The organism is Streptococcus sp. NPS 308 (assembly GCF_002355895.1).
Lineage (GTDB): Bacteria > Bacillota > Bacilli > Lactobacillales > Streptococcaceae > Streptococcus.
Genome location: NZ_AP017652.1, coordinates 1,361,630 through 1,385,992 on the forward strand (window position 1 = coordinate 1,361,630; position 24,363 = coordinate 1,385,992).

The window sequence follows — 24,363 nt, forward strand, 5'->3', positions numbered from 1 at the left end:
CCCTCACGTCCTTTACATGAACCATTATAGCAGAGGAATTTTTCAAGAACAAGCCCGTTTGCCTATCTGGTCAATATCTCTGTCTAAGTGGTTGAATAGTGGTGATAAAAGAAAAAGAAGCCCGTTTGGGCTTCTTGATTCTGCCGATTGTAACAGTATTTTTGAACGAATACCATCTAGTTTTTCTTTTCCTTTGACTCTAGAGAAGATTTGATTGCTTCACGATCAGCTTGCAGTTGAGCTAAGTTCTTTTCTTCTTCCTCAACTTTACTAGTATCTGGTTTCACACGATAATAAACATCTTCTGGTTTCATTAACATCGCTTCATATTGTTGTCCAGAAAAAAGTCTCTCCTCAGCATGATTGCTTTTATCCGTAATCTTCCCATCATCACCAGGTTGCATAACAACTCCACTTGGAACAGCAACTACTACAAATCCTCCAGCAACAGAATCTTCTACCCACGCACTGATAGACGCTGTCTCAGGGTTCCGACTATCTTGTCCTTTTGATACCTTTAATCCAACTACAGATTCGTACTTTTGATCATTTGTAAACCAAGTCGCATCTACTTCTCCAGAATTCTTAATGATATATTCATTACCAGATTGACTACGCCAAGTCCCCTCTAAACTAGACAAATCATTGTTCCTGATTGCTTCAATATCGAGTTTTGGAACGGTAGTTTCTTTCTTCAACTTGCTAACAAGTGCTTCTGCTTCCGTAATTTTGGTATCTAAAGTAGCCAGTTGATTCTTGAGTTTTTGAATTTCCTCTTGTTTATCCTTATCAGTCTCATCTGTTTTTCCTTGGCTTGTAGACGATTGACTTGTTGACCCTGTAGTTGAAACGGCAGACGATGCTTGATTTGACTCTTTCTTTCCAATCAAAGAATGCGAGAAAACACTTACTAGGATTATAGCAACCAAAATACCGAGTACTATGCCAATATAGATTTTTATATTTGGAGCCGACTTTGATTCAGACCGCTTAGGTCCATTGATCTCTTCAAATTGTTTTTCCCGTTCTTTCTTATTCATAATTTTCTCCTTTTTGATTTATATTCAGCCAATCTTGCGAGACTTCATCCGTTATTATCCATGGATTTTTATAATTTTTAGAAAATCTATGCAAAAAATTCTAAAATAATTAACTATATAATCATCTCTAGATTGCTATCAAAACAAGCGCTTATTAAAATATATTATACCACAAAATATAAACAACCGTTTGTAATTATATTTTAAATAAGCCGAAGAAATGGATTTTAAACAGAACCCATCTCCATTAGAAAAAGCCTGTCCTGAGACAAGGCTTTGATATTCTATTATTTACGAACCCGCACTTTCGTAGGCATCCAATCCCCTGTCCCAAAGTTTGAGGGAAATGATAAAGAAAACAAGAGAAATCAGAATCAAACCACCAATGTTAAAGAGCCCATCCTTGTCCTGCAAGAAATAGCTGGCAGGATAGTAGGCCGTAAAGGCGAAAGGCACGATAAAGCTAATCAACCAACGAAGGAGCGAATTGTAAATGGAAATCGGGTACTTGGCAAAGTCATTAAACATATAGAAAATGTAAATCATGGCTCCTGACTGCTTGGTCCAAAAAGCGATACTGGCAGTCGCGATTTTCAAGGAAGTATAGATCAAGGTCGCAAAAGGAATACAGACTAGGAAAAGCAGGAATTTGGGAAGAGTCCAAGCAATGCTAGTTACTGTTGTCGCTAGTAAGATTCCACCTACCAAAAGTTCACCCAAGGCATCAATCTGAAAGGTCTCGACTAGGATGTGGAAGAGCGGATTGATAGGACGCGTCAGGTACTTGTCAAACTCTCCTTTTCGCACCAAACGTTGTCCCAGAGCCCAGAGATTGTCAAAAAAGAGATGGTCCAATCCCTTGGGAATCAAGGAAAAACCGTAGATAAAGGCTATCTCTTGAAAGGTCCAGCCTTCTAGGGATGGAATGTGCTGAAAAATGACATTAAGAAACAAGAGGTTCAAGCCTTGAGTCAGAAAGACTCCCAAGACACCAACCACAAAATCAACCTTGTACTCCATGATTTGCTTGATGTATTGTCTGATAAAAATCAGATGCATGCGTTGATATTTTTTCATACTAACCTCCCTGAATGGTGATGAATGTCTGGACCCGTTTCCAAATCAACTGAGACAAGCCCACCATCACTATGAGCCAGAAGAACTGTAGCAAGAGTGCTTGAAGAATCTGACTGGCATCGTATTTCCCAATAACAATCATAACTGGAGTATAAATCAAGGATGAAAAAGGCAAGAAGGACAGAATATCTGATACGATCTTTGGAAAGAAAGCCAAGGGAATCAGACTTCCAGACATAAATGCCACTATTGAAGTCTTGAGGAGATTGGAACCCCATAAATTTTTAAATACAAAGGCTGAAAATCCAAAGCAAATATTAAAGAAAAAGTTAATCAGATAAGCCAGCGTCAAGCTAAAAAGATAAAGTACAGTTAGGCCCAGCACTTCCATAACCCCTTGCCCAGATAAAATTTTCATCAAGACAATCACACTTAAAAATGGCAGGCCAACAGAGATAAAAATCAACCACTTGGATCCCAGTTCCGTAAAGAGGTAAGAAGCCGCAAAATGCACTGGTCGCAACAAGCGCATGATAATGGAACCATCCTTGACCTCCTCCCCAATCATAAAGGACGAATCCGACCTGGTCAGAAGATTAGTCACAAAACTCATAATGATGTAGAGGGTGATATCTGCCATGCTGAAGCCCTGAATCAAAGACTCCTGCGAGGAGTCAAAGACTGCCTTCCAGAGATAAAAGGCCACAAAAGCCCCCATGACATCACCAATCCGATAAAGTAGAAAGTTGACTCGGTAGGTAATCAACTCCTGAATCCCTGCGTTGATAAAGGGTTTATAACGTCTCCACAGTTTGACCATCTTAGAGCTCCTTTCGATAGAAGCGACGGATAATATCCTCAATATCTGTATCCAGCATCTTCAAATCGCGGATTTCAAAATCAGACAGGGTTTGCTTGATAATATCAGCTGACTGGTAGCGGGAACTATCGAATTCAATATTGAGACTGTTTCCTTGTCTATCAATGGTCATATCCGAAGAGCCTTCATAGTGAGAAAGGAGATGACTTTGACCTGGTACCAGTTCAAAGGAAAGAGTCTTCATCTTGCCAAAGGTTTCCTTGAGCTGGCTAACCGTTCCATCAAAAATCTCCTGCCCCTTGTCAATCATAAAAATTCGATCACAGAGCTGCTCAATATCACTCAGGTCGTGAGTGGTCAAGAGAATGGTTGTCTCTTCCTCCTGATTGATTTGGGTGATAGCCCGACGAATATTATCCTTGACCGAAACGTCCAACCCAATGGTCGGCTCATCTAAAAAGAGAACTTTAGGATTGTGGAGTAAAGAAGCCGCAATATCCGCCCGCATCCGTTGACCAAGCGAAAGAGTTCGCACGGGATCCTTGATAAATTCCTTCAAATCCAAGACTTCATTCAAAAAGTCCATGCGCTTATGGAAGAGCGAGTCTGGCACATCGTAAATCTCTTTCAAGACCGTGTAGGTTTCTTGCAGCGCCAAATCCCACCATAGCTGGGTGCGTTGTCCAAAAACAACTCCAATATCCTTGACATAATCTTGGCGATTGTACTGAGGAATCTTGCCATTGATCCGACAATAACCAGACGTCGGTTTCAAAATTCCTGTCAGCATTTTAATGGTTGTCGACTTCCCAGCACCATTTGCTCCGATAAAGCCTAAAATTTGGCCTTTTGGAACTTCAAAGGTCAAATCCTTGACCGCTTCAAAGGTCTGCTTTTCAGGATGAATAAAGGAGCGCAAAGCCCCCTTCAAGCCTGGTTCCTTTACTGTCTTCACAAAATTTTTCTGAAGATGTTCCACTTCTATCATTGCCATAAATCTCTCCCTATAGCAAGGAATAGCAACATTGTATTTTTAACTACAAATATCTAAATCCTTACTTTCTACGCCTTCTCAATATTATTACAGAAGGCTTTATACCAACCTATTATAGTCCAATAAAAACTAGAATGCAAGCGTTTGCCTATGGATTGTAAAATTAGAGATTTTTCTCTTAAAATAATACTTTTAAACAAAAATTCTGGTTTCATCGTTTCCTTAGGACATACAAAAAAACCGCCCAATGGGCAGGTTTTTGTTAAGAAAAAATTTACTATTCTACTGTTAATCCTTCATTATTTAATTAACGTCATAAGTCTAAAATTTAAAAAATCTCTAAACCATCAATTACTCTTTAAAAAATCTTCAATCTGCGAAACTATTTCATTACTTTGATAATGATAGAGATCGTGTGGTGCATCCATATAAATGACCTTCACATTAGCCTGTTCACTAGCAAATTTCTCTGCAAAATGCTGCCATTCTGATTGGCTAAAACCAGTGCCTTTTCCGTTAGACACCAGTAGTAAGGTGGGAATTTTCGGATTAATGTTTGAGGGAACTTTTTTGGCATTTTCCTTTACCGTTTGAGATTCATGAAGCATGGCTTGTGACATCAACTGCTTATAAGCTAGAAGTTTATATTGTTTTCGTTCACTTTCGATCAGAGTTTGATTTTTTATATAAAAGGATTCAGGGAAATAACGTAATAAACCAATCTTGCTGCTCCAATATGCCACAGTTAACAAGGCCTGATTTTGCTTTAAATCCTCATAACTTGACGGCAGTGCCCAATCCAGACCAATCAAGGCTTTCACTTCATCAGGATACTTCTCCTGCCAAGCCAAACTCTCTAGACTAGCCATGGAATGAGACAGAATGATAAACGGCCCTGTGATATTTGCTTGCGAAAGAGCTTGGCGAGTCTCAGACAAAACCTCCATCACATCTCTTGAATGATTGCTATCATCACTATAACCATATCCCGCCCGCTCCACGATAACTACCTTATACTGTTTCGATAAGGATTCCGATACTTCTTTAAAATCCAATATAGGAGAAGCAATACCAGCACCTGAGAGAACAACAATAGTCTCAGGACCATCCCCTTCAACGTAAACATTTATTTGATGTCCATTGACGAGAACTTGTTGCCCCATAGGTGTCAGTGAGGCTTTTTCCTTTTCCAAACTGATACGGTGAAAGATGAATGTAGCGAGCAAAAACAAAAGAATAAAACTAAGAAAGCCAAGAAACCATTTTTTCAGTATTTTCATAGCATTATTGTACAAAAAATAGAACCTTTTAGCAACTTAAGATTGGTTCTTCTACAGTATATTCGCTATATATCCAGACACCAAAAAACCTACCCAATGGGCAGGTTTCATCTGTATTGTTCAGCTAGATTATGCTTTACCTTCTGAACCGAATACGTCGATACGTTCTTCAACTGATGCTTGGATAGCTTTTACACCGTCAGCCAAGAATTTACGTGGGTCGAAGAGTTTTTTCTTGTCGTATTCTGCTTCGTTTGCTTCGTAGTCACGAGCAAATTTACGAGTTGCGTTAGCGAATGCGATTTGGCATTCAGTGTTAACGTTAACTTTCGCAACACCAAGTTTGATAGCTGCTTGGATTTGGTCATCAGGAATACCTGATCCACCGTGCAATACGATTGGGAAGCCTGGAAGAGCTTCTGTCAATTTTTGCAAGTGGTCAAGGTCAAGACCTTCCCAGTTAGCTGGGTAAGGACCGTGGATGTTACCGATACCAGCTGCCAAGAAGTCGATACCAGTTGCAACCATTGCTTTAGCGTCTTCGATTGGAGCCAATTCACCTTTACCGATGATACCGTCTTCTTCACCACCGATAGTACCAACTTCAGCTTCTACTGAGATACCTTTAGCGTGTGCTTTTTCAACAACTTCTTTAGCCAATTTAAGGTTTTCTTCAACTGGAAGGTGTGAACCGTCAAACATGATTGAAGTGTAACCAACTTCGATACACTCAAGTGCATCTTCGTAGTGACCGTGGTCAAGGTGGATAGCTACTGGTACAGTGATCCCCATTGACTCAACAAGGTTAGCGATCAAGTTGCGAGCAACTTTGTAACCACCCATGTATTTAGCAGCACCCATTGAAGTTTGGATCAAAACTGGAGCTTTTTTAGCTTCTGCTGCACGCAAGATAGCTTGAGTCCACTCAAGGTTGTTTGTGTTAAATCCACCAACTGCATAACCGTTGTCACGAGCTGCTTGGACAAATTTTTCTGCTGAAACGATTGCCATTTGTCAGGCCTCCTATATATTTTTTGGGACATCCCATTTACATTGTTCATTTTATCACTTTTTGACAAAAAAAGCTAGTTTTTCCCATACTTTAGATTGAATTTCTTCCAACTCAATCAATGTAAACCCTTTCTTTCCCTTAGTCTTGAGAGACTTTAGGATAAGACATGAAGAAGGTCAAACGATCATCTTGCATCTCAAAATGATAAGGTAATTTCTCGTGTTCTAATAAACTTTTGACCACAAAGAGCCCCATTCCTGAACCCTTGGCCTTGCGACTAGCATTGCCAGAAAAAGACTGGGCTAGTTTTTCTTGTTCTTCAGGACTACAGCTATTCTCGATAAAGAGTTCTCCGTCTCTCTCGCCGATGCGAACCAAGCCACCTGGAGTGGAGTGCTTGATAGCATTGCTGATGAGATTAGATAGAATCAACTTCATCACAGATGGATTTATGTAGGCTTGCTGATGGGTCAAGCTAATGTCTATCTGAACATTTCTTTCCTTGGCTAGTAAAGTATAATCCTTAACCAGAGTTTGCGTCATTTGGAGTAGGTCGATGTTCTCCTTCTCCTCTCGCAATTCCTGAACAGAAGAAAGAGAAAGTATCTGAAGAACGTGGTGACTGAGGTCGTCCACAATCCCCAAGGCAACTCCCAGATAGTGGTCTCTATCTTTATAACGACCGATATTTTCTTTCATATTTTCGATTAGGATTTTGAGACTAGCCAGAGGTGTTTTCAGCTCATGAGAGGCCCCTCGTAGGAATTCAACCTTCATTTTTTCTAACTGGAGAATGGCTTCATTCTTGTCATGCAAGTCCGCAATGACAGTCAAAAGATGCTGGTAAAGGCTATTGATTTGTTCCTTAAGATCACCGATCTCATCCTTAGAGTCCACGCGCAACCGCACTTGAGCATCCAGGTCCATCATCCGACGGGTCACCCGCTTGATTTCCAAGATCGGCGCAACAATGGTTCGAGCATAGATGTAAGATACCAAGAGGGAAATCAAAAACGATGCCAGCAAGGTATAGGGAAGAAACTGGAGGCTAATTTGCTCTGCTTCCTTTTGCAAATCCATGGACGCTAAAAACTGGAGAGTCATAGTGCTACCATCTTGGGTTGTCACCTCACGCTCCTCGATAAAGAGAGAGGTGGTCTGGCGGTCTGTATCTAGAGGAAGGTTGTCCTTGACCTCTAACTTGTCCTCTGTCATCTCTCCCTTGACGGCCCCCTTGATATCACTAGTCTGGGAATACAAGTCTAACACTTGCTCGATACTTTGCCTATCCTTTCCTTCTAGGGACTGGGAAATGGCTGTCGCTTTCTGACCGATGGTTTCCTGACGATGACTCAGATAAGTTGAGGGAAAGAGAAAATAAATAGCTAAATGAAGACAAATAACCAGAACACTAAAAATCGAGAAGGTATAGATGAATATCTTTGTAAATAAACCTGTTCGTTTCATTTTCGCTCCAATTTATAACCAACATTGCGCACAGTGAGGATACAATCCAAGTCTAGCTTTTTCCGCAGTTCCTTGATATAAACATCAATAACACGGTCAAAAGGCACCTCATCTGTCACCTTCCAGACGGCATCGATTATCTGAGATCGAGTCAAGGCCCGTCCTTCATTTTTCACCAGATAGTCCAAAATTTCCAACTCTTTGGCATTGATAGCCACTTCCTGACCTGCGAGGCTTGCGCTGTAACTCTCAAAGTCCACCTTGGTATCCTTATAAGAGAAGATTCGTCCTGTATCGTAGTAGCGCTTGAAAATCGCGTCTACCCTCACTTTTAAGAGAGACAGGGAGAAGGGTTTTTCCAGATAGCCGTCTGCCAGAGAGGCAAAGGCACTCATCTTGTATTCCTCATCCTGAAAGGCGGTCAGCATCAAGACAGGAACCTGACTGGTCTTACGAATCTCGGCTAGGACTTCTAAACCATTAAGCTTGGGCAGCTGGATATCCAGTAGTACTAGGGCTACTTCATAGCTGGAAAATTGTTCTAGGGCTTCCTCACCGTCCGCAGCCTGAATGGTCTCATAACCACAATCTGTCAAATAGTCACTGATTCCCTCACGGATCATCTCTTCATCTTCTACAATTAAAATTTTCATAGAAAAACCTTTCACATTTCTTTAATTTTCTTTTAAATCATCCCTGTTTCATCCTGAAAGGAAAGGCTTTATCAAGACAAAACAGATAAAAATGCTACCTATATTATACCCCATTTAGGGGAGAATAGGTAGCAAGTTTTTTATTCGCTATCGAGCAAGAGTTCTTTTGGTTGTTTTCTAAGGAGATTGCTTGAAGCAAGCGCCATAACGAGAACGACTAGAACTAAAGCAAGAACAAAGACGATGATAAAGTCTGATGTCTGAATGGAAATATCTAGGCTCGACAAGGTCTTGCTAAAGCCGTCTACTTCTGCACCACCACCAAGATTAGAGGCTTGAGCAGCCTTGCTGGCTTGCTTGGCAACACCTGAAGTGACATTGGCAAGAACAGTATTTCCGATGGCACGAGCTGTGTAGTTGGCTAGGAAGTAAGCAGAAACAAGAGCAGGGATGGCAATCAAAATAGATTCGGTGATGAATTGCCCCAAGATACTTGCCTGCTTGAGACCGATAGAGAGGAGAATTCCCACTTCCTTGCGACGGGCATTGATCCAAAGACTGAGCAAGAGTGCAAGGAGAAGAACTGAGAAGCTCAAGCTACCCCAGAAGAGGAGGTTGGCCATCTTGTACATACCAGAGATGGATTGCTCTAGAGCTGGGTAGTTAGAGGAGCTCTTCACAAGTGTGTAGCTCTTCCAGTTGATACCGCTGATACCATTCAACTCTTTCATGACGTCATCCAAGTTCTTGTCTGCTGTTACAAAGAAGGTTGCGTCCCCATAAATAGCTGTGTCTTCTGTATATCCATAAAGTTTTGCAGCAGTGTGAATGTCTGTGATAGCTGTGTTTTCATAGAGTTCTTGTGAGTAGGTTACTGCTGACTTATTGTGACCATCAAAGAGTCCCTTGATTGTCACTTCGACTGTTTCCTTGGCCCCTTTTTCATTGTCTGCATCATAGACATTAGAGTCCAATTTGACCTTATCTCCGACTTTCCAGCCATGTTTGGCTGCCAAATCCTTGTGCATGAGAATCTTGTCTTTGTCGTCGTTGGTTAGGTGCTCACCTTCAACCAGCTTATATGAGCCAGAGACAAACTTGTCTTCTTTAGAGGAGTCATTGACACCTGTAATCATCAAGCTGCTTCCAAACCGTTTGGCACGGTCAGCAGTGAGATTTTTCTTGGTTTCTGGCGTTTCGATGAGGTCGTATCCAGTCAAATCTCCGATAGCGTTGATGCGTTTAACATAAGACTCGATGGCCTTATTTTCGGTGATTTTTTTGATATCCTCACCCTTGATATTCCCAGAACCACGTGGCGTTCCTTGATTGACGCGACGATTGATTTGCATGGAGAAGCTATTGGTGATATTTTTAAAGGTCTCCTGAGAAGCCTTGGCAGTAGCTCCCTTAATCGACAAGCCGACCAAACTCAAGCTCGCCATGAGGAGAATAATCAGGAAGATAACAATCGATTTGAAAAACTTCCTTGTAACATAGGCAAATGCGTTGTGTAACATAGGTTCCCTTTCTAGATTTGATTTCATAATTCTATCAAAACAAACTCATCTTATTTTGTAGTATTGCGAGTTTCAGTCAGTTTCTTGTCCTTCAATTCAAGTGTAATATCTGACGCTTGTGCCACTTCTTTACTGTGGGTGACGACGATCACACATTTACCTGTTTTCTCAGCAAGTGACTTGAGCAGTTCGATAATATCTCCAGCAGTTTTAGGGTCCAGATTTCCTGTTGGCTCATCAGCTAGAATAACTGGAGCTTCTGAGACCAAACTGCGAGCAATGGCGACACGTTGTTGTTGACCACCTGATAACTGGAGAACGTTCCGCTTAATCTGACTTTCATCCAAACCAAGCTCAAGAAGTGTATCCTTGCTTGCTTTTTTGTTGACCAAGCGGATATTTTCCAGCGGAGAAAGATAATCTATCAAGTTATAATTTTGAAAGACCAGAGAAATATGGTGCATACGATGGTAAGAATATCCCTTATTCCGAATGTCTTCTCCTTGGAAAAGGATAGAACCTTCGACAGGACTATCTAGACCAGCAAGTAGGGACAAGAGAGTGGATTTTCCTGCTCCTGACTCACCAATGATACTATAAAACTTTCCGGGTTCAAAATTATACTTGATCTGATATAAAACTGCCTCAGCAGTGTTCTTATAACGGTAGGTAACATCTTGCAATTGTAATAAAGTCATGATTTCTCCTTCTTAACTAATAGATGATAAAATTTCCTTAGGCGATTTTCTAAATAGAAATACGAAACAAAGGGCTACTGATAAGCAACCAATCAGTAGCAGAAAGACATAGGATTCTGCAAAGGATAGGAGACTGGTTGATAGACTGCTTGCTTTGGCTAGCGTATCTTGTAAGGTTGCCTGATCTCCACTGGCTAGTACAGTTTGTAGCAGATAGGATGTAATGGCTTTCCCAGCAATAAAGGATGGAAGCAAAGCTCCAAGAGATACCAACACCACCTCTAAACAGAACTGTAGGAAGATTGAGCTCTTGCCTTTTCCAAGTGCCAGTAAAATCCCTACTTCGTAGACCCTTTCTCTCAACCAGAGAGACAAGACCAAAATTAAGGCTCCAGCTCCAGCTATCAACATTCCATAAAGAAAGATAGTTAGGAAGGTTTGGAAGGTTGCCACTGAGTCTTTGATCTGTTCAAAGGCCTTGTTTTCCTTTTCGACTTGGTAGCCTTGATTTTCCAAGGCCAAGTTTTCCACCTGCTTCATGAGTCCGTCCATTTCCTTAGGATTTTCTACATAGAAGCGCGCTGCACTAACTTGAGGTTCACTATTTCCCAAAAGGGTTTGGCTACTTTCATAGTCTGTAAAGACTTGGTTTTCACTGAAGTCAGAAGACAAGCCTGTGAATTTCTCTTGTTTTTTACCAGAAAAGATGCCGACAATCTCAAACTCAACTGTTTGTCCTTTTCCTGATTCTGACTGTCCAGCATCCAAGCGAATCTTGTCATGAAGCGAAAGACCGTTCTTTTTAGCCAACTCTTCGTGGATCAGGATTTTCTTGGAATCCCCTTTTTGAAGGTGTCGGCCTTCTTTTAGATTGAAAGCTGAGCTGGTGAAGGTAACATCCTTGGATGAATCCTCAAGAGCCGTTAAGCTAACCAAATTCTTGTCCGCAGCTGACAAGTCATCACGTTCGACGCTCTGCTCACCACTGACCGCTTCCTTGTCTTTTAGTTTTGCGACCGTCTCGAGTTCAGGAGAGACATTTTCCAGTCCCTTAATCTTGCTAACTGATGCTAGGTCCGATAACTTGAAGGTCTGACCATTCTCTATCTTCTTAATAGAAAAAGAGGTATTAAGAGATTTGTAAAGATTGCTTTCTACTGTTTTGTTGGATTTCATCAGCGTCAAACAGGCTGAAATTCCTGCTAAAAGAACAAATAAAATCAGAAATAAAATAAAACTTCTCAGTCGTTTTCTGCTGACATAAGCCCAAGCTCTTTGGATTGGATTCATTTGTCACCTCCATATTTGTAAGACCATTATAAAATCCAAATATGAAATGTTTATGAAATCGAAAAAATTTTTGATTTATTTTTTATAAAAAATAAAAAAGCTAGCGACCGCTAACTTTTCTTCTTATCTAAACAAATAATTTACTAATCAAAAATCCACTCCATTCTATATATGATGGGCATCATCTTTCAGCTAAGTATTTTTCAATTTCTTCGACTTTTAATTTCTTGACTTGTGTTTGAGGAAATTCTTGATAAGGCGAGATAGAAAAGCTTGGTTGCAAATTGTCGCATCTTTTATCTGGATTCTTCTTGAGATAGTCTTTTAAAGCTTCCCTGTTAACAAAAATCTTATATGAAACCCTTCCTTTATTTGACTTGATTTGGTAAATGCCACAGCTTGTCTTCATACTATAATCTGCCGCCCGTAAATAATAGCTAGCAATTTCTAGCGATTTGAACGGAAAATTCCAACGCTGTAAACCGTTTTTCGTATGCTCTATACAGATACAACGATCACAATGGCTACAAATATATTGCCTATGCTCTCTTAAACACTCCAGAGGGTTCAGTAAGGGGGTCACACGATTTTTCTCACTATAACATTCGACACACATGATTTGACATTCCTTTCTCTCACCCTTAGTATAGCAAGCTTTCTCATAAAAAGACAGTTCTTGATACCAATCTCTTCCGATAGTCGAACTGCAGCTCTAGCCCTCCTTGAAAAAACAAAAAGAGCTAGCCAAAGCTAACTCTTACCCTATGCGGAGAGAGGGACTTGAACCCTCACGACCTAAAGCGGTCACAGGATCCTTAGTCCTGCGCGTCTGCCAATTCCGCCATCCCCGCGTCGATTACTTTACTAGTATATCAACTTTCAAAATCTTTGTCAACACTTTTTTCAGATTTTTTTCATTTTTCCAAGGGAATCATTCTTTAATTTCAGACAGATTTTCATCTAGCAATTTAGCTCCCAGAGTGTTCTTAAAATGTCCTAGAGCAAACTGATGATTTTCTGGCCAGATAGAGGCAACCGCAGGTTTGACAACTTCAATGTCATAACCTAAATTGTAGGCATCAATAGCCGTATGAAGGACACAAATATCGGTCAGAACCCCTGTCAAGATAACTGTAGTAACCCGACGTTCTCGCAGGCGAATATCGAGATCCGTTCCTGAAAATGCTGAATAGTGACGTTTGTCCATCCAAAAGACGCGACTATCGTCCTTATTTTCCGCATAGAAATCAGCTAGGGGGCCATAGAGGTTACGGCCACTAGTCCCAATGATGTTGTGCGGTGGAAAGAGTTTACTTTCCGGGTGGAAGGTATCCTTCTCCTCATGAGCATCAATAGTGAAGAAGACATAGTCTCCTCGATCAAAAGCCAGTCTAGTTACTTGATTGATTGCCTCTGATATAGCTTGAGCTGGCACTCCAGCAGTTAGCTTTCCATGGTCTGCTACGAAATCCTCTGTATAGTCAATCGAGATTAAAGCCTTTGCCATTAGTAGTCCCTCTTTTTCACTTCCTCAAAAATATCACCAATTAGAACTTTGAGATAAGTCCCCTTCATTCCTAATGAACGACTCTCAATAATTCCCGCCGACTCCAATTTACGAAGCGCATTGACAATCACTGAACGCGTAATGCCAATACGGTCTGCAATGACAGATGCAGTTAATTGTCCTTCATTTCCATCCAACTCAGCTAGAATAGCTGAAACGGCACGAAGTTCTGAATAGGAAAGGGTATTAACTGCCATGGTTACAGCAGTACGACGGCGAATATTTTTCTCATCTTCTTCACGTTGGAAGTTCAAGAGTTGAATCCCTACCACCGTGCTCGCAATCTCAACAAGAATCAAATCCTCATCTTCAAATTTCTTATCATTGCGCCAAATAATCAAGGAACCTAGGCGAATCCCTGATACATGAATCGGAGCAATGGTTGTCAAGCCATCTGGAAAATCAGAGCGACTTTCGACTGGGAAGATACTCAAATCATGATCTACAGTAAGATTAGCTTCTGTATCGTAAATCATGTTTGCCCCTTGCACATAGTCCTCTGGGAAAATCTTAGTTTGGAAAAACTGCTCTACTCGATCTGTATTTGTCTTGTAACGCATGAAATAGCCCAAGAGACGTCCCTTACTATTCACAATACAAGCGTTACAATCAATAATATCTGCCAACTGGCGTGTAATCGCATTGTAGGGAAGTTCATCTTGAAGTTGTTCCTCTGAGCGTTTCAAGATGGAAGTAATTTTTCTTGTTTTTTCTAATAAATGTGCCATTTTTTACCTCGCATTTAATCGCTATCATTATAACATAAAGAGCCTGAATTTTCAATTATTATCTGAAAATTGCTTATTTAATTGCAATTTTGAACAGCAAAAATATTTTAGAAAAAAAGCGATTTTTTATTGACATCCTATTTTATTTTTGATATTATAACATTATAAGAAGATGACATGATAAATCCCTTTCCGTTTCACCTATCCTTTACTATCAACCATCTTCTTTTACCCTTGGTCTCCTTATATATAAAAGCGATTCACCCAGTGAATCGCTTTTTTCTATTTGTCTCCCTTGTTACGAATAACAAAGCCTGTTTTCTTTTCGCTTGAAGTGTTGCGAGGTTTTTTATTGTCTTTATTACGGTAACGTCTGTCTTTATCAAAGCGGTCGTTTCCACGACTACCTTTCTTGAACTCATCACGACGACCATTGCCACGGCGATCACGATCTCGACGGTCGTCTCCACGACGGCCTCCTCGACCTCCCTTAGCTTTGCCGCCGAAGCCATTACCTGATGGTTTAAATGGCAATGGTTTTTCACGTGCAATCTCCACTTCTGGAAGGCTATCAGGATCTTGGACAGTCAGACTCAAGATATACATAGCCAATTCTTCAGGACTAAATTCAGCCGCTAATTTACGAGCGTCTTTAGCAAATTTCTCAAAGTTGGAACGAATTTCTTCATTTGCGAAATCACGTTCGATTTTCTTGAGCGCCACTTGCTTTTTAGCTTGGAAGGCTTCCTCTGCACTTGCAGGTTTAAGGCCTTTCATGCGCTTCTTGGTCAAGTTTTCGATGATTTGGAGATAGCCCATTTCATTTGGAGCTACGAAGGTAATGGATTGACCTGACTTACCAGCACGACCTGTACGACCGATACGGTGAACATAACTTTCAGGATCTTGTGGAATATCGTAGTTGTAGACATGAGTCACTCCTGAAATGTCCAAACCACGGGCTGCCACGTCAGTCGCTACCAGAACATCTAGATTGCCATTTTTAAAATCCCGAAGGACACGAAGACGTTTGTTTTGGTCCAAATCACCATGAATCCCTTCTGCACGGAAGCCACAGATTTTAAGACCACGAGTCAATTCATCTACACGGCGTTTGGTACGACCAAATACGATAGCAAGCTCTGGTTGTTCCACATCCATGAGACGCGTCATAGTATCAAATTTTTCTTGTTCCTTGACACGGATATAATACTGGTCCACCAGCTCTGTTGTCAATTCCTTTGCAGCAATCTTCACATGCTCAGGTTCTTTCATAAACTGAACACCGATACGTTTGATGGCTTCAGGCATGGTTGCTGAAAAGAGCAAGGTTTGACGACTTTCAGGGACACGCGAGATAATAGCTTCGATGTCTTCAAGGAAGCCCATATTGAGCATTTCATCCGCTTCATCAAGGATGAGGGTTTCAATATCATGCAATTTCAAAGCCTTGCGTTTAATCAAGTCCAAAAGACGGCCTGGTGTTCCTACCACGATATGGGCACCAGATTTAAGGGCCTTGATTTGTTTCTCGATGCTTGAACCACCATAAACTGAGCGAACTTTCACTCCCTTGCTACGGCCAAATCGGAAGAGTTCCTCTTGGCTTTGAACAGCGAGTTCACGAGTTGGAGCGATGACCAAGGCTTGGATAGTCGCTTCTTCTGTACGGATTTTTTCAAGGGTTGGCAAGCCAAAGGCTGCGGTTTTCCCTGTACCAGTCTGAGCTTGACCGATAACGTCTTTTCCTTCGAGAGCCAAGGGAATGGTCTGTTCTTGGATGGGACTTGCTTCTACAAATCCAGCTTTTTCAATCTCTGCTAGCAAATCAGCAGACAAGTTAAATTCATTAAATTTCACGTTTTTCTTCTTTCTAAAGATGGTGCGAAGCCATCCTATAGCGCTTAGTATATACTTTTCTTTTCATGACGTATCTTCTTCAAACGAGATACCGTGTTGCTTCTTTTCCACGAAAGAAAAGTATGAGTTTCTTTGCAACCTATCTAGTATAACACAAGAGCGGGGCAAAAGATAGTAGAATCCTTAAGGAAAATCATGTAAGCGGTTTTTGGATTTCCTTTTTGATTGAACGCCCTAGATAATAAGACAAAGCCAAGGCTATACTATATAAAATGAGAAAAACGAACAAGGTTTGTGTGTAAGAATGAGCTATTTTATAAGTCTCTGCTAATAAAATAGGCCCTGCTAAACCAGCCATTGCCCAAGCTGTTAAAATATATCCATGTAGAGCTGCCAATTCCTTGGTTCCAAAAATATCACTGAGATAAGCCGGAATCAATGAAAAACCAGCTCCATAGCAAGTCATCAAAATAGACATAGCGACTACAAATAAAATGGAATCTGTAAAGAGCCAAAGTGAGAGAGAAAAGAAAAGATTGACAAGCAGTAATATACTAAAGGTTAGAGGGCGACCGATATAGTCAGATAAACTCGCCCAGAGCAAACGACCAAACCCATTGAAAATCCCTAAAACTCCCACCATAACTGCTGCATGACTTGTAGACAAGCCAGCCATTTCCTGTGCCATTGGCGATGCCGCTGAAATTAAGCCTAAACCACAAGCTATGTTGATAAAGAAAATAATCCAAAGTATATAAAACCGATTGCTTTTCAAGGCCTGATTCGCAGCCATTCCTTGCGTCAAAGAGGCTGTTTTTTCTTTCCCTGAAACAGATAAAATTGCAAGCTCTTGCTCATTTGGACGCTTAATGAATTGTGAAGCTAGGAGCATGATAATAAAGTAACTTGCACCTAAAATATAAAAAGTTTCTACAAGCCCTACCCCTGCGATGAGATGTTGCGCTATGGGACTAGTTAATAAAGAAGCAAAACCAAACCCCATAATCGCTAAACCTGTTGCGAGACCACGTTTATCAGGAAACCATTTTATAATCGTTGACACAGGGGTAATATAGCCTGCTCCCAAACCAAGCCCACCTAAAATGCCATAAGCGAGATACAACAACCACAGCTCCTGCCGATCTATTGCAAATCCTGTTAAGATATTTCCACCTGCGTATAGAAAAGCAGATAGACTCCCCATGACTCTCGGACCAAATTTTTCTACCAAACGCCCCATAAATGCAGCCGATAATCCCAAACAAAAGATTGCTAGACTGAAGGCAAAGGCAACAGAAGCCTGATCCCATCCCGTTTTTTCAATAATAGGGTTGCGATAAACACTCCAAGCATAAGTCGAACCCAGCATTAAGTGTAAAATGACCCCAGCAAAGGCAATAATATAACGATTCGATTTCATAAAACCCCCTATTTTCGAACATTTATTCTATTTTATATAAAAATAGATAGGATTTTAGTTTATCAAGCTTGTCAAAAAATTACTAGTTTTTTGTCTGGAAAGCGTTTTTATCTTTTTCTGTCTTTTTCGTAGCAGAATTGTGCAAAAGTTTTTTTCTTGTGCTAGAATGAAATTCGAATAGGAGGACTATAAATGTTAACATATGATTTAATCGTTATTGGATTTGGTAAAGCTGGGAAAACACTAGCTGGTAAATTGGCTTCAACTGGCAAAAAAGTTGCCCTCATTGAACGTAGCAAAGCTATGTACGGTGGAACTTGTATCAACATCGGTTGTATCCCAACTAAGACCTTATTAGTTGCTGCTGAGAAAGACTTGTCTTTTGAAGAAGTCATTGCTACCAAAAATACCATCACTAGTCGCCTCAACGGCAAAAACTATGCTACTGTTGCGGGAACAGGTGTAGATATCTTTGATGCGGAAGCTCACTTCCTTTCAAACAAAATCATCAAAATCCAGGCTGGTGATGAAAAACAAGAGCTGACTGCTGAAACTATCGTTATCAACACTGGTGCTGTTTCAAACGTCTTGCCAATCCCTGGACTTGCTACAAGCAAAAACGTCTTTGACTCAACAGGTATCCAAAACTTGGACAAATTGCCTGAAAAACTTGGTGTCCTTGGTGGCGGAAACATTGGTCTTGAATTTGCAGGACTCTACAACAAACTTGGTAGCAAAGTCACAGTCCTAGATGCCTTGGATACATTCCTTCCTCGTGCAGAACCTTCCATTGCAGCTCTTGCTAAACAATACATGGAAGAAGACGGCATTGAATTGCTTCAAAACATCCGTACTACTGAAATCAAAAACGACGGTGACCAAGTGCTTGTCGTAACTGAAAAGGAAACCTACCGTTTCGACGCCCTTCTCTACGCAACTGGACGTAAGCCAAACGTAGAACCACTTCAACTTGAAAATACCGATATTGAGCTAACGGAGCGTGGTGCTATCAAGGTTGACAAACACTGTCAAACAAACGTTCCTGGTGTCTTTGCAGTTGGAGACGTCAACGGTGGACCTCAATTTACCTACATTTCACTTGATGACTTCCGTGTTGTCTACAGCTATCTTGCTGGAGATGGCAGCTACACACTCGAAGACCGTCTCAATGTGCCAAACACCATGTTCATCACACCTGCACTTTCACAAGTTGGTTTGACGGAAAGCCAAGCAGCTGATTTGAAACTTCCATACGCTGTGAAGGAAATCCCTGTTGCAGCAATGCCTCGTGGTCACGTAAATGGCGACCTTCGCGGAGCCTTCAAAGCTGTTGTCAATACTGAAACAAAAGAAATTCTCGGAGCAAGCATCTTCTCAGAAGGCTCTCAAGAAATCATCAACATCATTACTGTAGCTATGGATAACAAAATCCCATACACTTACTTCACAAAACAAATCTTCACTCACCCAACATTGGCTGAAAACTTGAATGACTTGTTTGCGATTTAAGTTGAGACTACATCGTATCTAACAGCCCTCATCGGGCTGTTTTTGTTTATGCGAAATCTCAAATCTGTCTTTTCTTTCTTTTATGATATAATAGAAACATGAAATTAAAAACTACTTTGGGCCTTCTTGCTGGGCGTTCTTCTCACTTTATTTTGAGTCGTCTTGGACGTGGAAGTACGCTCCCTGGAAAACTTGCCCTTCAATTTGATAAAGATATTTTACAACATTTAGCTAAGAACTACGAGATTGTTGTGGTAACTGGTACCAATGGGAAAACCTTGACGACCGCTCTCACTGTCGGTATCCTAAAGGAAATTTATGGTCAAGTTTTAACGAATCCAAGTGGTGCCAACATGATTACGGGGATTACAACGACTTTCTTGACAGCCAAATCTTCTAAAACAGGCAAGAACATCGCTGTCCTTGAAATCGATGAAGCCAGTCTCTCACATATCTGTGACTACATCCATCCTAGTCTTTTCGTCATCACCAATATCTTCCGCGATCAGATGGACCGCTACGGTGAAATCTATACAACCTATAACATGATTTTGGACGCTATTCGAAAAGTTCCTACAGCTACTGTTCTGCTGAACGGTGATAGTCCGCTTTTCTACAAGCCTGCAATTTCAAATCCTATTCAGTATTTTGGTTTTGATCTAGAAAAAGGTCCAGCACAACTGGCTCACTACAATACTGAAGGTATTCTCTGCCCTGAATGTCAAAGTATTTTGAAATATGAACTCAATACATATGCCAACTTGGGAGCTTATATCTGTGAAAATTGTGGATGCAAGCGTCCTGAATTGGACTACCGTCTAACAGAATTGGTTGAGTTGACTAACAATCGTTCTCGCTTTGTTATCGACGGACAAGAATATGGTATTCAAATCGGTGGCCTCTACAATATCTACAACGCCCTAGCTGCAGTTGCCATCGCCCGTTTCCTCGGCGCAGATTCTCAACTGATCAAACAAGGTTTTGACAAGAGTCGTGCTGTCTTTGGACGCCAAGAAACCTTCCATATCGGGGATAAAGAATGTACCCTCGTTTTGATTAAAAATCCAGTCGGTGCAACCCAGGCCATCGAAATGATCAAACTAGCTCCTTATCCATTTAGTCTATCTGTTCTCCTCAATGCTAACTATGCAGACGGGATTGATACCAGCTGGATTTGGGATGCTGATTTTGAACAAATAACTGACATGGATATTCCAGAAATTAACGCTGGAGGAGTACGTCATTCGGAAATCGCTCGTCGTCTACGTGTTACTGGCTATCCAGCCGATAAGATTACTGAAACAAGTAGCTTGGAACAAGTCCTTAAAACGATTGAAGCTCAAGACTGCAAGCATGCTTATATCCTTGCGACTTATACAGCTATGCTGGAGTTCCGAGAACTTCTTGCCAATCGTCAGATTGTTAGAAAGGAGATGAACTAATGGTTTATACTTCACTTTCCTCAAAAGACGGCAACTATCCATACCAGCTAAATATCGCCCACCTCTACGGCAATCTCATGAACACCTACGGGGATAACGGGAATATCCTCATGCTCAAGTATGTAGCTGAAAAACTTGGGGCTCATGTAACAGTTGATATCGTTTCACTCCATGATAGCTTCGATGAAAATCACTACGATATCGCCTTTTTCGGTGGTGGTCAAGACTTTGAACAAAGCATCATCGCAGGCGACCTTCCTGCTAAAAAAGAGAGCATTGACAACTACATCCAAAACGACGGAGTGGTTCTAGCTATCTGTGGCGGTTTCCAGCTACTGGGCCAATATTATGTTGAGGCTTCAGGGAAACGCATCGAAGGGCTAGGGGTCATGGGCCACTACACCCTCAACCAGACCAACAATCGCTTTATCGGCGACATCAAGATTCACAATGAAGACTTCGATGAAACCTACTATGGATTTGAAAATCACCAGGGACGTACCTTCCTCTCAGATGACCAAAAACCGCTGGGACAGGTGGTCTATGGAAATGGAAACAACGAGGAAAAGGTAGGCGAAGGGGTTCATTATAAGAATGTCTTTGGCTCCTACTTCCACGGACCTATCCTCTCTCGTAATGCCAATCTAGCTTATCGCCTGGTTACTACTGCCCTCAAGAAGAAATACGGTCAGGATATCCAACTCCCTGCCTATGAGGACATCCTCAGTCAAGAAATCGCTGAAGAATACAGCGACGTCAAAAGTAAGGCAGACTTTTCTTAAACTAAGGAAAATTAGATAAAAGAACTCCCCTATCTTGTCGGAGTTCTTTTTGCCTGTTCTTTTACCCTTCTCCCTTGCATTTTCTCTCATTTTTTGCCAAAATAGAGGGGTAGAAAGAAGGTAGCATATGTCTAAATTACAACAAATCGTAACATATCTTGAATCAGAAAAAATAGACGTCGCTGTCGTATCTGACCCCGTCACTATTAATTACCTCACTGGCTTTTACAGTGATCCCCATGAACGCCAAATGTTCCTCTTTGTTCTTGCAGATCAGGAACCTCTCCTCTTTGTCCCAGCTCTCGAAGTAGAACGTGCAAGTAGCACCGTTTCCTTCCCAGTTGTGGGCTATGTGGATTCTGAAAATCCATGGCAAAAAATCAAAAACGCTTTGCCTCAACTTGACTTCAAACGTGTGACAGTCGAGTTTGACAACCTCATCTTGACCAAATACCATGGTCTGAAAACTGTCTTTGAAACTGCTGAGTTTGAAAACCTCACTCCTCGCATCCAACGCATGCGCCTCATCAAATCAGCTGATGAAGTCCAAAAAATGATGCTTGCAGGTCTCTATGCTGATAAGGCTGTAAAAGTTGGTTTTGACAACATTTCTCTTGACAAGACTGAGACAGATATCATTGCCCAAATCGACTTTGCCATGAAACGTGAAGGCTATGAAATGAGCTTTGATACCATGGTCTTGACTGGCGATAATGCTGCAAATCCGCACGGTATCCCAGCAGCAAACAAAGTTGAAAAGGACGCCCTTCTCCTCTTTGACCTTGGTGTCATGGTTAATGGCTACGCCTCAGATATGACTCGTACGGTCGCTGTCGGTAAGCCTGACCAATTCAAGAAAGACATTTACAACTTGACCCTTGAAGCCCAACAAGCTGCCCTTGACTTTATCAAGCCAGGTGTGACTGCACATGAAGTTGACCGCGCTGCCCGTGAAGTCATTGAAAAAGCTGGTTACGGTGAGTACTTCAACCACCGTCTCGGTCACGGTATCGGTATGGATGTCCACGAATACCCTTCTATCATGGAAGGAAACGACATGGTCATCGAAGAAGGCATGTGTTTCTCTGTTGAACCTGGTATCTATATCCCGGGCAAAGTCGGTGTTCGTATCGAAGACTGCGGTGTTGTCACTAAGGATGGATTTGACCTCTTTACCAGCACCAGCAAAGATTTGCTTTATTTTGATTAAACATAGAGACAAGCAAAAAGTCAGCTCAAATAGCTGACTTTTTTATTTTATCTTCTTAACACTCTGAAAAATTACAAACCCTACAATCATTCCCAAGGTATTTTGCAGGAAGTTTGGAAGGATTTCTGGCAAGGCTGCTGACCAGCCATTCATTAGGGTAGAACCTAGGGCGTAGCCACTTACCATGACGATAGTAGCCAAGACAAGGCCTAGCCATTGCCACTTCCCTTTAAAACCTGCAAAAAATCCTTGCAAGCCATGGTTCACTAAACTAAAGAACATCCACTGTGGATAGCCTGATAAAAGGTCAATTAGGAATCCTGCTAGTCCTCCAACGACAGCTCCTTCTTTACTGCCAAAGTAAAAGGCAGTAAAGAAAATACCTGCATCCAAGAGAGTCAATATTCCTGTTGGCGTTCCAATTTTCAAGTAATAACCTAGAACCACAGAAAGGGCGGTTAGAAGGGATACAAGGGCGATTTTAGTTGTTTTTGTTTGCTTCATATTGTCTTACTCCATATTGATCTGCTTGTGCAATGGCACGGTAAACGAAAGCTTTAGAGCTCTCCACTGCTGTTAAAAGTTCATCACCTTTAACCAAGTGACTGGCAATGCTTGAGGCAAAGGTACAACCTGCCCCAGCATTCTGTCCTTGGATAACGGGATTTTCTAGGATAGTAAAAGTTTGTCCATCATAAAAGACATCCACAGCCTTGTCTTGTCTGAGACGATTGCCTCCCTTGATAATAACTGCTGGCACTCCTAAATCATGCAATTTCTGCGCTGCAGCTTTCATATCTTCCAAAGTTTTGATTTCTTGACCCGCCAACAATTCTGCTTCAGGAAGATTTGGCGTAATCACACTGACATGAGGAAAAAAGCGAATCAACTCTTGACAGAGTTGGCTGACTGCCACATCATGGGTTTCCTTGCAGACCAAGACGGGGTCCAATACCACCGGCACTCCAGGACGTTGCTTGATAAAGTCCAGTGCCTTCTCAGCCACACTGACAGTAGGGAGAAGACCAATCTTGATCCCTGCAAAGTCCACGTCACGCAAACTATCCAACTCATGTTGAAAAATAGTATCGTCCGTAGGAAAGACTTCAAACCCCTTTTCTGTCAAGGATGTCAAACAAGTTACAGCTACAAAGCCATGCAAGCCGTTCAATGTATAGGTAGCCAAATCAGCTGACAAACCACCACCACTAAAAATATCATTCCCAGAAAGAGCTAAAATACGATTATTCTTCATAACGAATCTCCTTTAAATACAAGCCATTTGGTGCTGCAGTAGGACCAGCAAGCTGCCTGTCCTTCTTCTCCAAGATGAGATCAATCTGCTCAACTGGCATGCGGTTGTTGCCGATTTTGAGAAGAGTTCCCACCATATTGCGAATCTGTTTATATAAGAATCCATTTCCTGAAAAGGTAAAGGTCAAAAACTGGCCTGTATCATCCACCCCAAGACTCGCTTCTGTGATGGTGCGAACCTTATCCTCCACACTAGTCCCAGAGGCTGTAAAACCAGTGAAATCATGGGTTCCTTCTAGCTTTTTGATTGCTATCTGCATCCGTTCCACATCGAGCGGATAAGGAAAGTGAGTAGCATAGTGACGGCGCATAGGATTTTTGGGACGCCCTCTATCCACGATAAACTCATAGGTCTTGCTATGTTTTGCATAACGGCAATGAAAATCATCCGCCACATGCTCCATCGAGATTACATCAATATCTTCAGGAGATTGGGTATCCAGGGCAAAACGAAGCTTCTCCTCATCCATCTGATAGGGAAGATCAAAATGAATGACCTGACCAAGAGCATGAACCCCACTATCCGTCCGACCAGCACCGTGGACAGTGATGGTCTGTCCTTTATTGAGTCTCGTTAAGGTTTTTTCGATTTCCTCTTGAACGCTCCGCGCATGAGGCTGGCGCTGAAAACCAGCAAAGGCATAACCGTCATAGGAAATGATTGCTTTATATCTTGTCAT

23 protein-coding genes and 1 tRNA gene are annotated in these 24,363 nt (G+C 41.5%); 4 read left to right on the forward strand and 20 right to left on the reverse strand.

Annotated features, from left to right (window positions below; genetic code table 11):
• Positions 1 to 176: 176 nt before the first annotated feature.
• The 17 genes from SNAG_RS07130 to SNAG_RS07215 all read right to left on the reverse strand — a co-directional run bounded on the left by SNAG_RS07130 (position 177) and on the right by SNAG_RS07215 (position 17,426).
• Positions 177 to 1,040, reverse strand: a complete 864-nt coding sequence (locus SNAG_RS07130) for a DUF6287 domain-containing protein (RefSeq protein WP_096407919.1) — start codon at positions 1,038 to 1,040, stop codon at positions 177 to 179.
• Between the two features lie 291 nt (positions 1,041 to 1,331).
• Entirely contained in the window at positions 1,332 to 2,117 is a 786-nt protein-coding gene (locus SNAG_RS07135) for an ABC transporter permease (protein WP_096407921.1), read from the reverse strand.
• A gap of 1 nt (position 2,118) precedes the next feature.
• Positions 2,119 to 2,937 carry an ABC transporter permease gene (locus SNAG_RS07140; protein ID WP_096407924.1) on the reverse strand — a complete coding sequence of 273 codons (819 nt, stop codon included), beginning with the start codon at positions 2,935 to 2,937 and terminating at the stop codon, positions 2,119 to 2,121.
• Position 2,938: 1 nt separating this feature from the next.
• Complete coding sequence (locus SNAG_RS07145; RefSeq protein ID WP_096407926.1) at positions 2,939 to 3,931, reverse strand: ABC transporter ATP-binding protein; 993 nt, start codon at positions 3,929 to 3,931, stop codon at positions 2,939 to 2,941.
• A 347-nt stretch (positions 3,932 to 4,278) separates the two neighbouring features.
• Complete coding sequence (locus SNAG_RS07155; RefSeq protein WP_172842400.1) at positions 4,279 to 5,211, reverse strand: alpha/beta hydrolase; 933 nt, start codon at positions 5,209 to 5,211, stop codon at positions 4,279 to 4,281.
• A gap of 129 nt (positions 5,212 to 5,340) precedes the next feature.
• Positions 5,341 to 6,222 (reverse strand): class II fructose-bisphosphate aldolase, encoded by an 882-nt coding sequence (locus tag SNAG_RS07160; protein WP_075566991.1) that lies wholly within the window; start codon positions 6,220 to 6,222, stop codon positions 5,341 to 5,343.
• A gap of 139 nt (positions 6,223 to 6,361) precedes the next feature.
• A complete protein-coding gene (gene vncS / locus SNAG_RS07165; protein WP_096407932.1) occupies positions 6,362 to 7,690 on the reverse strand; it encodes a sensor histidine kinase VncS in 1,329 nt (442 codons plus the stop codon).
• On the reverse strand, positions 7,687 to 8,343 hold the full coding sequence (vncR, locus tag SNAG_RS07170) for a response regulator transcription factor VncR (RefSeq protein ID WP_096407935.1): 657 nt from the start codon (positions 8,341 to 8,343) through the stop codon (positions 7,687 to 7,689). Before vncR ends, vncS begins: the two co-directional genes overlap by 4 nt.
• 140 nt (positions 8,344 to 8,483) lie before the next feature.
• Positions 8,484 to 9,863: an ABC transporter permease subunit Vex3 gene (gene vex3 / locus SNAG_RS07175; RefSeq protein WP_042902562.1), complete on the reverse strand. Its 1,380-nt coding sequence runs from the start codon at positions 9,861 to 9,863 to the stop codon at positions 8,484 to 8,486.
• A gap of 50 nt (positions 9,864 to 9,913) precedes the next feature.
• Positions 9,914 to 10,561: an ABC transporter ATP-binding subunit Vex2 gene (gene vex2 / locus SNAG_RS07180; RefSeq protein WP_000173735.1), complete on the reverse strand. Its 648-nt coding sequence runs from the start codon at positions 10,559 to 10,561 to the stop codon at positions 9,914 to 9,916.
• Between the two features lie 12 nt (positions 10,562 to 10,573).
• On the reverse strand, positions 10,574 to 11,851 hold the full coding sequence (locus SNAG_RS07185) for an ABC transporter permease (RefSeq protein WP_096407937.1): 1,278 nt from the start codon (positions 11,849 to 11,851) through the stop codon (positions 10,574 to 10,576).
• 181 nt (positions 11,852 to 12,032) lie between these two features.
• The gene (locus SNAG_RS07190; RefSeq protein ID WP_096407940.1) at positions 12,033 to 12,467 is read right to left on the reverse strand and encodes a hypothetical protein; all 435 of its coding nucleotides are present in this window, start codon (positions 12,465 to 12,467) and stop codon (positions 12,033 to 12,035) included.
• A gap of 149 nt (positions 12,468 to 12,616) precedes the next feature.
• Positions 12,617 to 12,702: transfer RNA gene (locus SNAG_RS07195), tRNA-Leu, on the reverse strand.
• An 80-nt stretch (positions 12,703 to 12,782) separates the two neighbouring features.
• Complete coding sequence (locus SNAG_RS07200; RefSeq protein WP_001029655.1) at positions 12,783 to 13,358, reverse strand: cysteine hydrolase family protein; 576 nt, start codon at positions 13,356 to 13,358, stop codon at positions 12,783 to 12,785.
• Positions 13,358 to 14,146 (reverse strand): GTP-sensing pleiotropic transcriptional regulator CodY, encoded by a 789-nt coding sequence (codY, locus tag SNAG_RS07205; protein WP_000940728.1) that lies wholly within the window; start codon positions 14,144 to 14,146, stop codon positions 13,358 to 13,360. Before codY ends, SNAG_RS07200 begins: the two co-directional genes overlap by 1 nt.
• A gap of 282 nt (positions 14,147 to 14,428) precedes the next feature.
• A complete protein-coding gene (locus SNAG_RS07210; protein ID WP_096407942.1) occupies positions 14,429 to 16,006 on the reverse strand; it encodes a DEAD/DEAH box helicase in 1,578 nt (525 codons plus the stop codon).
• Positions 16,007 to 16,199: 193 nt separating this feature from the next.
• A complete protein-coding gene (locus tag SNAG_RS07215; protein ID WP_061408631.1) occupies positions 16,200 to 17,426 on the reverse strand; it encodes an L-lactate MFS transporter in 1,227 nt (408 codons plus the stop codon).
• 192 nt (positions 17,427 to 17,618) lie between these two features.
• Here SNAG_RS07215 and SNAG_RS07220 point away from each other — a divergent pair, with 192 nt between their 5' ends.
• From SNAG_RS07220 to SNAG_RS07235, 4 genes are all read left to right on the forward strand, one after another.
• The gene (locus SNAG_RS07220; protein ID WP_096407945.1) at positions 17,619 to 18,935 is read left to right on the forward strand and encodes an FAD-containing oxidoreductase; all 1,317 of its coding nucleotides are present in this window, start codon (positions 17,619 to 17,621) and stop codon (positions 18,933 to 18,935) included.
• Positions 18,936 to 19,033: 98 nt separating this feature from the next.
• The gene (gene murT, locus SNAG_RS07225; protein ID WP_096407947.1) at positions 19,034 to 20,377 is read left to right on the forward strand and encodes a lipid II isoglutaminyl synthase subunit MurT; all 1,344 of its coding nucleotides are present in this window, start codon (positions 19,034 to 19,036) and stop codon (positions 20,375 to 20,377) included.
• Entirely contained in the window at positions 20,377 to 21,159 is a 783-nt protein-coding gene (gatD, locus tag SNAG_RS07230) for a lipid II isoglutaminyl synthase subunit GatD (RefSeq protein WP_096407950.1), read from the forward strand. Before murT ends, gatD begins: the two co-directional genes overlap by 1 nt.
• Before the next feature lie 127 nt (positions 21,160 to 21,286).
• A complete protein-coding gene (locus tag SNAG_RS07235) occupies positions 21,287 to 22,369 on the forward strand; it encodes a M24 family metallopeptidase (protein ID WP_096407952.1) in 1,083 nt (360 codons plus the stop codon).
• Positions 22,370 to 22,411: 42 nt separating this feature from the next.
• Here the strand turns inward: SNAG_RS07235 and SNAG_RS07240 are convergent, their stop codons facing one another.
• Genes SNAG_RS07240 through truA form a run of 3 tightly spaced genes read right to left on the reverse strand, consistent with a single transcriptional unit; the run spans position 22,412 to position 24,363 of the window.
• Positions 22,412 to 22,873 (reverse strand): ECF transporter S component, encoded by a 462-nt coding sequence (locus SNAG_RS07240; protein ID WP_096407954.1) that lies wholly within the window; start codon positions 22,871 to 22,873, stop codon positions 22,412 to 22,414.
• A complete protein-coding gene (locus SNAG_RS07245; protein ID WP_096407956.1) occupies positions 22,851 to 23,624 on the reverse strand; it encodes a bifunctional hydroxymethylpyrimidine kinase/phosphomethylpyrimidine kinase in 774 nt (257 codons plus the stop codon). Before SNAG_RS07245 ends, SNAG_RS07240 begins: the two co-directional genes overlap by 23 nt.
• Positions 23,614 to 24,363 carry a tRNA pseudouridine(38-40) synthase TruA gene (truA, locus tag SNAG_RS07250; protein ID WP_096407959.1) on the reverse strand — a complete coding sequence of 250 codons (750 nt, stop codon included), beginning with the start codon at positions 24,361 to 24,363 and terminating at the stop codon, positions 23,614 to 23,616. Before truA ends, SNAG_RS07245 begins: the two co-directional genes overlap by 11 nt.

What these genes read in the sequence shown, in the direction of transcription:
- SNAG_RS07130 (WP_096407919.1), bottom strand. Translation starts at nt 1,040, where the DNA reads ATGAATAAGAAAGAACGGGAAAAACAATTTGAAGAGATCAATGGACCT.
- SNAG_RS07135 (WP_096407921.1), bottom strand. Translation starts at nt 2,117, where the DNA reads ATGAAAAAATATCAACGCATGCATCTGATTTTTATCAGACAATACATC.
- SNAG_RS07140 (WP_096407924.1), bottom strand. Translation starts at nt 2,937, where the DNA reads ATGGTCAAACTGTGGAGACGTTATAAACCCTTTATCAACGCAGGGATT.
- SNAG_RS07145 (WP_096407926.1), bottom strand. Translation starts at nt 3,931, where the DNA reads ATGGCAATGATAGAAGTGGAACATCTTCAGAAAAATTTTGTGAAGACA.
- SNAG_RS07155 (WP_172842400.1), bottom strand. Translation starts at nt 5,211, where the DNA reads ATGAAAATACTGAAAAAATGGTTTCTTGGCTTTCTTAGTTTTATTCTT.
- SNAG_RS07160 (WP_075566991.1), bottom strand. Translation starts at nt 6,222, where the DNA reads ATGGCAATCGTTTCAGCAGAAAAATTTGTCCAAGCAGCTCGTGACAAC.
- vncS (WP_096407932.1), bottom strand. Translation starts at nt 7,690, where the DNA reads ATGAAACGAACAGGTTTATTTACAAAGATATTCATCTATACCTTCTCG.
- vncR (WP_096407935.1), bottom strand. Translation starts at nt 8,343, where the DNA reads ATGAAAATTTTAATTGTAGAAGATGAAGAGATGATCCGTGAGGGAATC.
- vex3 (WP_042902562.1), bottom strand. Translation starts at nt 9,863, where the DNA reads ATGTTACACAACGCATTTGCCTATGTTACAAGGAAGTTTTTCAAATCG.
- vex2 (WP_000173735.1), bottom strand. Translation starts at nt 10,561, where the DNA reads ATGACTTTATTACAATTGCAAGATGTTACCTACCGTTATAAGAACACT.
- SNAG_RS07185 (WP_096407937.1), bottom strand. Translation starts at nt 11,851, where the DNA reads ATGAATCCAATCCAAAGAGCTTGGGCTTATGTCAGCAGAAAACGACTG.
- SNAG_RS07190 (WP_096407940.1), bottom strand. Translation starts at nt 12,467, where the DNA reads ATGTGTGTCGAATGTTATAGTGAGAAAAATCGTGTGACCCCCTTACTG.
- SNAG_RS07200 (WP_001029655.1), bottom strand. Translation starts at nt 13,358, where the DNA reads ATGGCAAAGGCTTTAATCTCGATTGACTATACAGAGGATTTCGTAGCA.
- codY (WP_000940728.1), bottom strand. Translation starts at nt 14,146, where the DNA reads ATGGCACATTTATTAGAAAAAACAAGAAAAATTACTTCCATCTTGAAA.
- SNAG_RS07215 (WP_061408631.1), bottom strand. Translation starts at nt 17,426, where the DNA reads ATGAAATCGAATCGTTATATTATTGCCTTTGCTGGGGTCATTTTACAC.
- SNAG_RS07220 (WP_096407945.1), top strand. Translation starts at nt 17,619, where the DNA reads ATGTTAACATATGATTTAATCGTTATTGGATTTGGTAAAGCTGGGAAA.
- murT (WP_096407947.1), top strand. Translation starts at nt 19,034, where the DNA reads ATGAAATTAAAAACTACTTTGGGCCTTCTTGCTGGGCGTTCTTCTCAC.
- gatD (WP_096407950.1), top strand. Translation starts at nt 20,377, where the DNA reads ATGGTTTATACTTCACTTTCCTCAAAAGACGGCAACTATCCATACCAG.
- SNAG_RS07235 (WP_096407952.1), top strand. Translation starts at nt 21,287, where the DNA reads ATGTCTAAATTACAACAAATCGTAACATATCTTGAATCAGAAAAAATA.
- SNAG_RS07240 (WP_096407954.1), bottom strand. Translation starts at nt 22,873, where the DNA reads ATGAAGCAAACAAAAACAACTAAAATCGCCCTTGTATCCCTTCTAACC.
- SNAG_RS07245 (WP_096407956.1), bottom strand. Translation starts at nt 23,624, where the DNA reads ATGAAGAATAATCGTATTTTAGCTCTTTCTGGGAATGATATTTTTAGT.
- truA (WP_096407959.1), bottom strand. Translation starts at nt 24,363, where the DNA reads ATGACAAGATATAAAGCAATCATTTCCTATGACGGTTATGCCTTTGCT.